General features: G+C 46.3%; 13 protein-coding genes. 11 read left to right on the forward strand and 2 right to left on the reverse strand.

The window, feature by feature from the left end:
* The first annotated feature begins 7 nt into the window (after positions 1–7).
* The 3 genes from FEN17_RS20570 (at position 8) to FEN17_RS20580 (ending at position 1,959) form a co-directional block, all read left to right on the forward strand.
* The gene (locus FEN17_RS20570) at positions 8–229 is read left to right on the forward strand and encodes a putative signal transducing protein (RefSeq protein WP_138367273.1); all 222 of its coding nucleotides are present in this window, start codon (positions 8–10) and stop codon (positions 227–229) included.
* A complete protein-coding gene (locus FEN17_RS20575) occupies positions 201–1,034 on the forward strand; it encodes a phosphatidate cytidylyltransferase (RefSeq protein WP_138367274.1) in 834 nt (277 codons plus the stop codon). The genes FEN17_RS20570 and FEN17_RS20575 overlap by 29 nt, the downstream gene beginning before the upstream one ends.
* 133 nt (positions 1,035–1,167) lie before the next feature.
* Positions 1,168–1,959, forward strand: coding sequence for a carboxypeptidase-like regulatory domain-containing protein (locus tag FEN17_RS20580; RefSeq protein WP_229208921.1), 792 nt, complete (start codon positions 1,168–1,170; stop codon positions 1,957–1,959).
* Position 1,960: 1 nt separating this feature from the next.
* Here FEN17_RS20580 and FEN17_RS20585 read toward each other — a convergent pair whose 3' ends face one another.
* Positions 1,961–2,779 (reverse strand): UDP-2,3-diacylglucosamine diphosphatase, encoded by an 819-nt coding sequence (locus tag FEN17_RS20585; RefSeq protein ID WP_138367276.1) that lies wholly within the window; start codon positions 2,777–2,779, stop codon positions 1,961–1,963.
* Between the two features lie 92 nt (positions 2,780–2,871).
* Here FEN17_RS20585 and FEN17_RS20590 point away from each other — a divergent pair, with 92 nt between their 5' ends.
* Positions 2,872–3,609 carry a hypothetical protein gene (locus FEN17_RS20590; RefSeq protein WP_138367277.1) on the forward strand — a complete coding sequence of 246 codons (738 nt, stop codon included), beginning with the start codon at positions 2,872–2,874 and terminating at the stop codon, positions 3,607–3,609.
* Between the two features lie 56 nt (positions 3,610–3,665).
* On the opposite strand, the gene FEN17_RS20595 is transcribed toward FEN17_RS20590, so the two are convergent.
* Positions 3,666–4,196 carry a DUF4494 domain-containing protein gene (locus FEN17_RS20595; protein ID WP_138367278.1) on the reverse strand — a complete coding sequence of 177 codons (531 nt, stop codon included), beginning with the start codon at positions 4,194–4,196 and terminating at the stop codon, positions 3,666–3,668.
* Between the two features lie 141 nt (positions 4,197–4,337).
* On the opposite strand from FEN17_RS20595, the gene FEN17_RS20600 reads away from it, so the two are divergent.
* From FEN17_RS20600 to FEN17_RS20630, 7 genes are all read left to right on the forward strand, one after another.
* Positions 4,338–4,970 (forward strand): hypothetical protein, encoded by a 633-nt coding sequence (locus tag FEN17_RS20600; RefSeq protein ID WP_138367279.1) that lies wholly within the window; start codon positions 4,338–4,340, stop codon positions 4,968–4,970.
* A 36-nt stretch (positions 4,971–5,006) separates the two neighbouring features.
* Entirely contained in the window at positions 5,007–6,830 is a 1,824-nt protein-coding gene (locus FEN17_RS20605; protein ID WP_229208922.1) for a hypothetical protein, read from the forward strand.
* Between the two features lie 18 nt (positions 6,831–6,848).
* Positions 6,849–7,616, forward strand: a complete 768-nt coding sequence (locus FEN17_RS20610) for an exodeoxyribonuclease III (RefSeq protein ID WP_138367280.1) — start codon at positions 6,849–6,851, stop codon at positions 7,614–7,616.
* Positions 7,617–7,656: 40 nt separating this feature from the next.
* The gene (locus FEN17_RS20615) at positions 7,657–8,247 is read left to right on the forward strand and encodes a Uma2 family endonuclease (protein WP_138367281.1); all 591 of its coding nucleotides are present in this window, start codon (positions 7,657–7,659) and stop codon (positions 8,245–8,247) included.
* 16 nt (positions 8,248–8,263) lie between these two features.
* Positions 8,264–8,860, forward strand: a complete 597-nt coding sequence (locus FEN17_RS20620) for a pseudouridine synthase (protein WP_138367282.1) — start codon at positions 8,264–8,266, stop codon at positions 8,858–8,860.
* A gap of 108 nt (positions 8,861–8,968) precedes the next feature.
* The gene (gene mutS, locus FEN17_RS20625) at positions 8,969–11,626 is read left to right on the forward strand and encodes a DNA mismatch repair protein MutS (RefSeq protein WP_138367283.1); all 2,658 of its coding nucleotides are present in this window, start codon (positions 8,969–8,971) and stop codon (positions 11,624–11,626) included.
* Positions 11,627–11,668: 42 nt separating this feature from the next.
* Positions 11,669–12,859 carry a nucleoside permease gene (locus tag FEN17_RS20630; RefSeq protein WP_138367284.1) on the forward strand — a complete coding sequence of 397 codons (1,191 nt, stop codon included), beginning with the start codon at positions 11,669–11,671 and terminating at the stop codon, positions 12,857–12,859.
* Positions 12,860–12,911: the final 52 nt, after the last annotated feature.

Consider the following 12,911-nt stretch of genomic DNA (forward strand, 5'->3'; position numbering starts at 1 on the left):
AAATATAATGGATGAAACTTGGGTCAAGGCCTATCAGAGCTCGCAGGCGATCCGTGCCGAAATTGCGCGGGAGTTGCTGGAACAAGGTGGAATAGCAGCGGTGATCATGAATAAAAAAGACAGCAGCTATCCTGTTTTTGGTATGTACGAAGTGCACGTACCTGCCAGCGAACTGTCCCAGGCCCAAATTATTCTGACCAATGAAGACGCGATTAAAGAATCTGAATAATTTACAGCAACGGACCATCACCGCCCTCGCGGGTGTATTTGTCATTATTTCCTGCATAGTTTACAGTGACGTCACCTTTCTGCTCCTCTTCTGCACCATAAGTTCCCTCACACAGCTTGAATTCTATAAGCTTCTAGGATTGGATGGTAATCAGCCACTTACATATTATGGTACTTTCTGTGGCACAGTTATGATCCTTCTTGCGTACTTGGTAGAGCAGGACATTGTGCAATTCGAAAATTACTTTCTGATCAGCCCGCTGCTTTCGATGATCTTCTTTATTAAGTTGTATAAAAAGAATGATCTGAAACCATTTACGAACATCGGGTTCACATTTCTGGGCATTATCTATGTGGCCTTACCCTTTGCGCTGATCGTCGTGATGGCTTTGCGGGGCGGACATTATAATTACGAAATCGTACTCGGAAGTCTCTTGCTACTTTGGGCATCGGATATCGGCGGTTATTTTGCGGGGACAAAATTTGGGAAAAGGAAGCTTTTTGAAAGGATATCCCCTAAAAAATCCTGGGAGGGCTCGATGGGCAGCGCGGCATTTGCAGCCGTCATAGCACTTGCGCTGGGGTATTATTTCCGTACCTTCGAACCCTGGAAATGGTACTGCATCGGGGCGATCATTGTGGTAGTAGGGACGTACGGGGACCTGGTGGAATCGTTGTTTAAAAGAAGTATCGCCATCAAAGATTCAGGCAGCAGCATTCCAGGCCACGGCGGATTCCTGGACCGTTTCGACGGCCTTCTGCTCTCGGCACCGTTTATAGTTACTTTTTTAAAGTTATTTTCCTGATCAAATTGCCTTTATAGTGTAATGCGGGCAATGACCCTCCAAACGGGTCGTTCTTCATCAGGAACAGTTTTTACGTTGAAGTAATGTAGTGGCCTGATTTGCGGGGCATGATATCTTGAAAATATAAACTTTGATGACGGTTTTAAATGTCTCAAAGGATAATCTGGAAGGAATGAAACGGAGTTTTTTAATACTTTTTCTGGCGGTTGCGGGAATTTTGGGTGTCCAAGAGGTACATGCTCAGGGTGAACAAAAAGCGATTATATTCTCCGGTGTGGTAGTCGGCGGAAAAACGACCGAGCGGCTGCCTGGTGCCACGATTTTTATCGTAAACGCTGGCAGAGGTACGCTGGCAAAAGGCGACGGTTCATTTACAATCCCTGTTTTTCCCGGAGATAGCATTGTTTTCAGCTACGTGGGTTTCAAAAATCAATACCACGTCGTTCCAAGAAGCTACAATTCAGACATTTACTCTGCCATCGTCGCCCTGCGCGAAGATGTGGTGACACTTTCCGGTGTGACGATTTACCCATATTCAACCGAAGAAGAATTTAAGAAAGCATTTCTCGCATTGAAGTTGCCAGATCAGGCGGATCGTGATGCTTTGGCAAAAAGTACTGATCCTGATTACATTAACAGAATGGCGGCGCAGGTTCCCAACAATGCGCAGACCAACTACCGGTACTCGATGGACCAGCTGATGTTCGGTCGGGAATCCGCAGCGAATAAAAGCTTTGCCACTACATTTCCTTTCCTGAACCCTTTTGCCTGGGCTAACTTCATTAAGTCCGTGAAGAAAGGTGATTTGAAACAGAAAGACTGGCGGAAGGATTTGAATGTTGCCCCCCGCGAAAATATTACCAAACAGGACTTTATTCCACCATCTGAGGCTCAACAGCCACGCAAGAATACCGGCAATAATTAGGCTATTTCGCTTCGTATTCGGCAGCCACTACTTTTTTCAATTCAAGATTTCGACCGTCGAAAACAGCGTAATATTGCTGCGTAACCCACTCGCCCAGATTAATATAACGGCTCGTTTTGCTGACATTCAAATCCAGCACCAGATGCCGGTGGCCAAATACGTAAAAATCGTGGTGTAAGTTGATTTCAATTTCTTTGCAGTACTGTAAAATCCACTCATGCGCTTCGCCAAGGTACCGTTCCTCGCCTTTATTCACATTGGCCAACCGGCTTCGTTTCGACCATTCCATCGCAATCCAAATGCCGAGATCGGGATGTGCGAGGCGAAAAATGAACTGGAAAAACGGGTTTCTGAAAATCTTTTTGAGGAATTTGTACGTGTTATCCCCAGGCCCCAATCCATCGCCATGACCGACTAACATGGTGCGTGTTCCAGTTTCGGATTGAAATGTAAAACTGACCGGATCGCGGTAGATGGTCGCGCCAATTTCACTTTCCAGGTAATCGAACATCCACATATCATGGTTTCCGGTGAAGAGAACCAGCTCGATGCCACGGTCGGAAAGCTCCGCCAGTTTGCCTAAAAACCGCACAAATCCTTTGGGAACTGCTTTGTTATATTCAAACCAGAAATCAAAAATATCCCCGACAAGAAAAACTACCTGCGCATCGTGCTGAATGTGGTCCAGCCAACTCACAATCAGCTTCTCCCGCTCGCGGCTCGCCGCCAGTGACGGTACGCCCAAATGAAAATCTGATGAAAAGTACGTGCGCCGACCGGGCAGCAGGTTGATTGTTTTTTTCTCGAACTGAGGAGTCATAGAATTGCCGCAAATGGACCGCAATTTACAATCTTACCTAGAATTTAGCTCCCGGTGTTTTAGATTGCACCCGTTTTTAAGTTGAACAGATTATGAAAAAGAACCTACTATTTTTATTTCTTGCCATCACCGCAGCCACATTATCACAATCCACATTCGCTCAGGTGAGTGGAAAAATCGTCCCCGATAAGCAGCGCGCAACCCAGTGGAAACCTGCGGTTGGCCAATATTACTTCAGTCACGCGCTGGTTTTTGACTATCAAAACAAAGCAGACAAAACCAGCGGCCAGCTGAAAGTGTACATTGACCCGGTGACCGGCGCAATGTGTTTCAGAAAGGAATCGAGCTTTGGGCAGGGCGGAAAAACATTCGATTTTGTGATCGGTTTTCCGGACGGTAAATACATTTTCTGCGGCACTGACGGCGGCAAAAAAGTGCGGATCAATGAAGTAGTGAAAGAATTAAAGCCTGACGCCGAGACCAAAGCCCAGCAAAAATCGGATTTTGAAACCTACGCCATCCCGACTGGTAACAAGAGAGTCGATTTCGGCATGGAAAGCCTGGAATACGATTTGAGCTACGCTACTTCCGATAACAAAGACAAAATCTGGCTTACAAAAACACCTTTCAGTGTTTACCCGCTTTACGGGATCGAATTTGTAGAAAGTGCTGTCAGCCTGCCGGTTACATTTGATTATATGCATTTATTGACAGCGAATCAGCTGCTTTCTGAAATCAATTCAAAAGACCTGGTGCTGAAACTGACTGACATTGTAAAAGAACCTTTCACAGCAATTACAAAAGGTTATACAGTATTGAAATTAGAATAAAAAGAAGGCCGGCTTCACATTGAAACCGGCCTTCTTATTTATACAGTTGCATCCTTTTACGCAGTTGCAGCCTCGGCAGGTAAAGCCTCAGAAGCCGCCCGCTCCGCCTTCACCTCGGCAAGCGGACGCATATTAGCCGGAATTTCAGGCTCTGCTTCTTCCTCAGATTGGTATGGGAAAACGTCCAAAATTGGCGTCAGGTTAATATCGGTCGTTTCGTAGGGGATCAAAAAGTTGCGCATACTTTCGTTGATCCGGTCGAGCGCCTGCTGGATACCGTCGGCATTCACCAGCATATAATTGACGATTTTCTTTTCCTTCCCGCTTTTTTCGTCCACCGAAAAATAAATCACTTTTGCCTTGAACCACTGCTCGCCCTCTTCGTAGGCAAACAAATCCGCGAGCCGCATTCTCGTAATACTCGTCACGCTGAAATCGCTGGCACCCGTCACGATCTGCTTGTACAGTCTCGCTTCCGATTCCGTATAAGAAACAGCATCAACCAGATACACCTCATTAATCGTTTTGAGGCTTCCCGCTTCGTCCTCTTTTTGATACCTGATCTTTCCTAAATACCAGCTTGCCATAGATTTTTGTGTTTTTGAATAAAGTCTGCAAATGTAGACGCTGGCCCCAACGCATGCAAAAAATATTGGGGCAAACTAATAATCCGAAAACACAGTATGCGTTCTGATACCTAGTGTTTAACTTGCGAAAAATAATCAGGAATGAAAAAGAACATTGGGATTGCCATAATCCTGCTTGCTGTGGTGGTTTTGAGCGGCTGCGGCGTGGGACGTCAGGTATCCGAAGCCAAGGTTTTTGGCGATTGTAAATACGATATTGCGTCCGTCGACAGTGTTTTTATTGCCGGGATCGACGTGAGGGAATTCAAGAATATTAAAAGTTTCAACGATTTTGACCTGGTGAGATATCCGGGACTGGCGATGGGGCTTTTGAAGAAAAATGTGCCGCTGGATTTGCGGGTGAATGTGGACATTACGAATCCGACTAAAAAACGTGCGGCGATCAACCAGCTGGAATACAAAGTGTTATTGTCGGAGAGTGAGATTTTTAATGGTTATCTGAGCCAGCTGATCGAAGTGATGCCTGGCACAGGCAGCACGCGGGTTCCTGTAAAATTGAGTGCCAATGCTTATCAGTTGATCACCAATGATAAAACGCGCGATCAGTTTGTAAATCTGATCATGTCGCTGTCCGGAAAATCAGACGCTAAGCCTACAAAATTTGTCGTGAAAGTACGGCCGACGCTGGATGTGGCGGGCAAGCAGATCAACTACCCCGGCTACATTACTTTCGAAAAAGAGATCACCAGCCAAATGATTACCGGTGCGCGGTAACCTGGCCGCATCGAATGATAACTATACCGCCTGATTTTGAAGCTATTTTTAGAAAACCCACATTTATTTGAATACTTTGGGCTGGTCGTTGTCCTTCTGATATTTTTTTCCACAAGTTTCTTTTTTAAACAACTGGTACCCACACGAAAATGGTCCGGAATCGGGCTGATCGTGGTGCCGGTTGTTTATTTTTTTATCCTGCTCGATGCGCACGTCGTCAACATTCCTTACACCGACGATTTTAATTTGCTGGAAACCATTTACAAGTTCCGGCACGCGCCTGATTTTACTACGGGCGTAAAAATCCTTTTTGAGCAGGTAAACCAGCATCGGTTCGCATTTGAGCGGATCGTCATGCTGATCATGGTGCTTTTTACGGGCACGGTCAACATTAAAACGCAGATCATTTTAGGCGATCTGTTTCTGCTCGGTATCGCTTGGTTTTTGTTCAGGAGTTTCAAAAAAGAGCACATTTCTTGGTACTATTTCATCCCGGTACCCTATGTTATTTTTAACTTGGTTTACTGGGAAAATGCCTACTGGGGCATAGCCGCGCTGCAAAACACCCCGCTCATTTTCTTCGCATTTCTGACTGCGTACGGCATCAGCCGCAACGATCAAAAAGGATTTTATATTAGTGTTATTGCTGCATTGCTGACCACATTTACCAGCGGCAGCGGGCTACTTACCTGGATCATCGGGGCGATTTTATTGCTTTTTCAAAAGCGTTATAAGCTGCTCGCAGGCTGGGTTGCAGCATTGGTTGCGGTGATCTGCTTCTATTTTTTGTTCGACTACTACATGATCCCGTCCACCGGCGAGAAGGCCTGGACGCACCCGCTTTATAACCTCATATTTGTTTTCGGTTTCTGGGGAAATGCGCTTTTCCTGGACCTAAGGCACCCTTTAACCCCAAGTTTTTATCCGGATCTGATCTGGTGCGTGCTGCTGGGCGCGGCGATCATGGCCTTGTTTTTAGCCTGGGTAACCCGGATTTTGATTAAAAAGAAACTGGTTTGGAGCGACTGGTTTCTGTGGGGCGCTATGATGTTTATGATGGGGACCGGTGCAATGTTCGTGATCAGCAGGCCGCTGAGTACATACTTAATGTATGGCGGCAATATTTTTTCCCGACGGTACATGATTTTCGGGATTGCCCTGCTGGCGGTTTTTTACGTTTGCGTGGTGATTTTATTGAAGGATTACAAATACCTGCGAAAAGCCGCGGTCATGCTCGGAATGTCGGTTTTTGTCTCGCTCAATTTCGTAAGTTATTATTTATCAATTGTTCAGATCAGAAAAATGCATGATGATCTGGTGATTGACAGCTATTTCTGGAAAAACTATAAAACATTCCTGACGGCGGGCGATAACTTCGGCGATATCCCATTCTGGAACCACCCGACGCGAATGCGCGACCTCATTAACTCAGTTGAAAAAGAAGGATTAAGCCATTTTTATCAATTTCTGACATTACCTGACCAGCAAAACCTGATCCGCGAAACAGCCGATAGAAGCACAGTTCTTCAAGGAAATTTCTCAGCCCGATCACATTCCAGAAATACAGAAAACAATGTTCCGGCGAAGTATTACCGGTTTAAATTGGAGGGGAAAGACAATTTAAAGCCTGCCTATTTTGTTTTTCGTTCTCCTAAAATCACTTTTGTTTTGCCCGCCGTGCCGCAGCCTGCGACTGTCGCAGATTTTCTGAAAACGCAATCCTATTACAGTAATACAGCGGCTTATGGTCTTTTTAAATCAAAAGTCCCGGCTGGAAATTATGATGTCTGGATACTATATCCGGGAAGTGCTGCTGCGTCGTGGAAAGCCATTCCCGCAGGAAAACGCGTTGTTTTATAACATTCAATCCTCCCTGAAATGCAAATTCTGACCTACAACCTGAATGGTATCCGCGCCGCTATCAAAAACGGATTGATCGGATGGCTGGCAACAAATCAAGCTGATATCCTCTGCTTTCAGGAAGTAAAAGCAACACCCGATGTGGTCGATTTGTCGGGTTTTGAAGCGCTGGGTTATGAGCTGATCGGCTGGCATGCTGCCGAAAAAAAGGGTTACAGCGGCGTGGCAATTTTCTCAAAAATAAAACCTGACCTGGTTACTGCTGGCTGTGCGATCCCGGCTTATGACATGGAAGGCCGCATTTTACGTGCTGATTTTGGTGACATTACCTTGCTGAACTGTTATTTTCCATCGGGTACGAGCGGAGAAATCCGGCAGGCGGTCAAGTTTAAATTTCTTGAAGACTTCTACGAATGGGCATCTGAACTTCGCAAAACCCGCCCGAACCTAATCATTTGCGGTGATTATAACATTGCGCACACGGAAATAGACATTCATGACCCGGTACGCAATAAAAAATCATCCGGCTTTTTACCCGAAGAGCGCGCCTGGATGACAAAGTGGTTTGCAAACGGCTACACCGACGCCTTCCGTTTCAAAAATCCCAGTCTCCGTGAATACTCCTGGTGGACCTACCGCGCCGGCGCCCGCGCCAACAACAAAGGCTGGCGCATCGACTACATTTCCGTCACCGACACATTAACCGATCGCATTATCGCCAGTAAACAATTCAACGACGCCGTGCACTCGGATCATTGCCCGGTAATGGTGGAGATTAAGGTATAAATTTTGTATTTTTGGTTTAAACGGAGATCAAAACTGAGTTATGAACATTGAAATGCCAGTGACTTTGAAAATGGGTGACCTGATGAGTGAGGATGAATTCTTTCAGTTTTGCCAAATGAACGACACACTAGAGTTCGAAAGGGACTCGCATGGAAATATTATACTTATGTCACCAACAGGATCATTTACAGGGGGTTTTAGTTCAAAAGTTTTGATTGAACTGGGGATTTGGAATAAGGAAAATCATTTGGGGGTAGTTTTCGATTCTTCGACAGGATTCACATTACCTAATGGAGCAGTACGTTCTCCGGATATATCCTGGATAAAAGAGGGTCGTTGGGAGGCATTAACCGAAGAGGAGCAGGAAAAATTTGCGCCCATATGTCCTGATTTTGTCATTGAAATCAGATCTAAGTCCGACGAGTTGAATTATCTTCTTGATAAAATGAATGAGTATGTCGCTAATGGGGCAAAATTGGGTTGGTTGATTGATCGGTTTGACAAAAAAGTTTATGTATTTGAACCTGGTCAATCGATTGTCATTTATGATAATTTGGACATTCTACTTCCAGGCGAGCCAATTCTTCCAGGCTTTACGTTGGATTTAGGTTCTATCATGAAGCAAGTCTGACCTTAATTATTTTTTCTTGCACCAATACTACCTTACCTACAAACCCTTCGGAATGCTCTCGCAATTTTCCCGCGAGGGGGAGCATCAGACATTAGCGGATCTGAATTTTCAGTTTGCAAAAGACATTTATCCTGTCGGGCGGCTGGATGCAGATAGTGAAGGGTTGCTGCTTCTGACCAATGATAATTCTCTCAAAACCAAACTGCTTGAACCGCGTAATAAACATACGCGGACTTATTTTGTGCAGGTAGAAGGCGAAATCAATGCGGATGCTTGTGAGCGTTTGAACACAGGCGTCCAGATTTCGATTGACGGGAAAAAGTATACGACATTGCCCGCGAAGGCAACATTGATCGAAGAACCAACATTGCCTGAGCGAAATCCGCCGATCCGTTTTCGAAAAAATATCCCAACTTCCTGGCTTTCTCTCACCTTGCACGAAGGCAAAAACCGGCAGGTACGGCGCATGACAGCGGCGGTCGGCTTTCCTACATTGCGGCTTGTGCGCTGGTCGATCGGGAAAATTTCTTTGGCTGATAAAATGGGTGATTTTCCTAATCCGGGGGACGTATGGGAAGTTACGGCCGGTGAAGCCCGGCGATTCCTCGGATGACCTTCGCCGGGAGACTACAAAACCTTCCTACACTCTTGCCAAACCGCCGATTAGGGTTAATTTTGTAAATACCCGGCGCGGCCGCCGCGTCTAAAAATGAGCTTCTAATTGGCAAAGGCATTCAAAGAAACCCCGCTTAACAAACAATACAATCAGATTAAAGCAAAATACCCGGGCGCATTGCTGCTTTTCAGGGTTGGGGATTTCTACGAAACTTTTGGCGAGGATGCGATCCGGGCTTCCAAAATTCTGGGCATTGTACTCACCCGCCGGAACAATGGCGGCGCGCACGAAGAGCTTGCCGGTTTTCCACATCATTCTCTTGATAATTATCTTCCAAAACTCGTCCGCGCAGGCGAGCGCGTTGCTATTTGCGACCAGCTGGAAGATCCTGCCATGGCAAAAGGCATTGTCAAACGCGGGGTAACCGAGCTGGTAACGCCGGGCGTATCTTACAATGATAATGTTCTGGATATCCGCAAGAATAACTACCTGGCTGCGGTGCACGTAGGAGAAGGCGATACTTACGGAGTCGCTTTTCTGGATATTTCAACCGGCGAGTTTATGACTTCGCAGGGAAATGCCGCTTACGTCGACAAAATGCTCCAAGGGTTTTCGCCGTCGGAGGTACTTTATTGTAAAAAACACAAGCAGGAATTTAACCAGCTTTTTGGCGGTAAATACCACACATTTCATCTGGAAGACTGGTGCTTTGGCTTCGATTATGGCTACGAGCAGTTGATCACACATTTCCAGACTACCACATTAAAAGGTTACGGCATAGAGGCTTTGCCGCTGGGCATCGTCGCGGCAGGTGTGATATTACATTACCTGCGAGAAACCGAGCACAAGGAAATCGCCCACATCGGTCGCATTACGCGGTTGGAGGAGGAAAAATATGTGTGGCTCGACAGGTTCACGGTCCGCAACCTGGAACTCGTATATCCTCAACAGGAAGGCGGTGTGCCGCTGATCCAGATTCTCGATCAGACTGTGACCCCGATGGGTGCGCGGATGCTGCGGAAATGGATGGTTTTGCCTTTAAAAGAAAAACTGCCGATCGAGGAGCGGCTGAATACAGTTGAACATTTTATCAACCACGAAGACCAGCACGAATCGGTTGTACAGTACCTCAAACAAATCGGTGACCTGGAAAGATTGATTTCCAAAGTAGCTGTGCGGCGGATTAATCCGAGGGAACTGGTTCAGTTGAAAAAATCGCTGAAACAGATCGGGCCGATCAAAGATATTTTATCCAAACTTTTGGAAGAAGAGGAGGCCAAAGTCGGAAAATCGGAAGGCGCGACACGGCAGCCTGCACTCGCTATTTTAGGTAAATATGCCGATCAGCTCAATCCATGCAGTTTTTTGATTGATAAAATTGAAAATGAACTGCGGGAAGATGCGCCGGTGCTTTCGAATCAGGGCAGGATGGTCAAAAGCGGCGTGAATGCGGAGTTGGACGAGCTTCACGCGATTTCTTACGAGGGGAAAGATTATCTTTTGAAACTGCAAAACCGGGAAATAGAGCGGACCGGTATCGGATCTTTGAAAATTGCCTACAATAAGGTTTTCGGATATTACCTCGAAGTGACGCATGCGCATCAGAATAAGGTACCCTCTGACTGGATCAGGAAGCAGACATTGGTGAATGCGGAGCGGTACATTACCCCGGAACTGAAAGAATACGAAGAAAAAATCATGAATGCCGAAGATAAGATATCGGCGATTGAATACCGGATTTTTAGCGAGCTGATCCTGACGGCGGCGGAATATGTTGGTACCATCCAGCAAAATGCAGTGATCATATCTACGCTCGATGCATTGAGCTCTTTTGCAATCACTGCCCGGAAAAACAATTACATTAAGCCCGTTATCACCGAGGGTAAAGAGCTGGATATCAAGGACGGACGTCACCCGGTGATCGAGCAGCAGCTTCCGATCGGTGAAAGTTATGTTCCGAATGATCTTTATCTGGATGATTTGACGCAGCAGATTATCATCATCACCGGGCCAAACATGGCTGGTAAGTCAGCATTGTTGCGACAAACTGCGCTGATCGTTTTGATGGCGCAAATGGGCAGTTATGTTCCGGCAAAGTCGGCGTCGATTGGTTTGGTGGACAAAATCTTTACGAGGGTAGGGGCGAGCGACAACCTGAGCCGGGGCGAAAGTACATTCATGGTTGAAATGACCGAAACCGCCAGCATTCTCAATAACCTGAGCGACCGCAGCTTGGTTTTGATGGACGAAATTGGTCGCGGAACCAGTACTTACGACGGTGTTTCTATCGCCTGGGCGATTACAGAATATCTGCATAACCAGCATTCCTACAAGCCCAAAACACTTTTTGCCACACATTACCACGAGCTGAACCAGCTCGCCGAGGATTTTCCGCGCATCAAAAACTTCAATGTGGCCGTAAAGGAAGTGGACAACAAAGTGATCTTCCTGCGGAAGCTGAAACCCGGCGGCAGTGCGCACAGCTTCGGGATACACGTGGCGCAGATCGCCGGTATGCCGCAGCCGATTGTGCTCCGTGCCAGTGAAATCATGCATCATTTAGAAAAAGACCACGTGACCCAGGACCACAAAAAACGTGTGAAGGAAGTACCGAAAAACAATTTTCAGCTCAGCATTTTCGAACCCGCCGATCCCAAACTGGAAGAGCTAAAAGAAAAACTTTCGTTGATCGATGTGAACACATTATCGCCGATTGAAGCGCTTTTGAAACTGAATGAATTCCAGCGATTGATCAAAAAATGACATTTCACCTTTTAGTAACCCAATAAATTACCTACTCCTTTTATGAACAATTCAACGCGTTTTCAATTGATGGCCATGATGTTTCTCCTCTATTTTATATGGGGGTCGTGGTACGGGCAAATGAGCAAGTATATGTTTACCGCACTCCACGCTACCGGCACGCAGGTGGGGAATGCGTATGCGGCTTTTTCCATCGCGCAGATCATCGCGCCATTTTTTGTCGGAATGATTGCCGACCGCTATTTCGCCGCGCAGAAAGTACTCGGCGTACTGAGTTTGATCGGTGCGGTGCTGCTTTACATTCTTTCGGGAATCACCGATGCCGACAATTTCTTCGGGGTTATTCTCCTGTACTGTATCTCTTTCGCACCGATGATGTCACTTACTACGTCCATCGCCATGCAGCAGGTAACCAATTCTGAGAAGGATTTTCCTGCCATCCGCGTAATGGGGACCGTTTCCTGGATCGTTGTTTCCAACATTATCGGCTACTACGGATTTGGGGATAGTGTTATGATCTTCAAAATATCCATGGTCGTTTCCGCATTGTTAGGTGTTTATTCTTTCTTTTTGCCAAACACGCCTCCGAAACCAAGTACAAAATCTTCCTTCTCGGACATTCTCGGTTTGGACGCTTTCAAACTTTTCCGTGACCGCTCTTTCGCCATTTTCTTCATTTCCTCTCTCCTGATCTGCATTCCTCTATCATTCTATTATGCGATGGCCAACCCTTCGCTGACGGATTCGGGTATGACCAATGTTGAAAACAAAATGTCACTGGGGCAGGCTTCCGAAGTCGTATTTATGTTGCTGATCCCGCTGGCATTCAGCCGCCTGGGCGTGAAATGGATGCTGGTTATTGGTCTGATTGCCTGGATTATCCGTTTTATCGGCTTTGGTTACGGAGATTCAAACAGCGAATACTTACTCTATCTCGCAATCATTCTGCACGGCGTTTGCTACGACTTTTTCTTTGTTACCGGGCAAATATATACGGACAGTAAAGCCGGTGAAAAGTACCGCTCATCGGCGCAGGGCCTCATTTCGATCGCTACTTATGGGATTGGGATGGGAATTGGCTCGTGGCTGGCGGGTATCGTAGCCGATATGTACACCGTAGGCGGCGTTAAAAACTGGACGAGCATCTGGATGGTACCAGCAGGTATCGCAGCGGTGGTATTGGTTCTTTTTGTCCTGTTTTTCAAAGACAACAAAGTCAAAGCAACTGCATAAAATAGCATTCGCCACAAAAAAAACCTGTAAGCGATTACAGGTTTTTTTTATG

Source organism: Dyadobacter luticola (assembly GCF_005860805.1).
GTDB lineage: Bacteria > Bacteroidota > Bacteroidia > Cytophagales > Spirosomataceae > Dyadobacter > Dyadobacter luticola.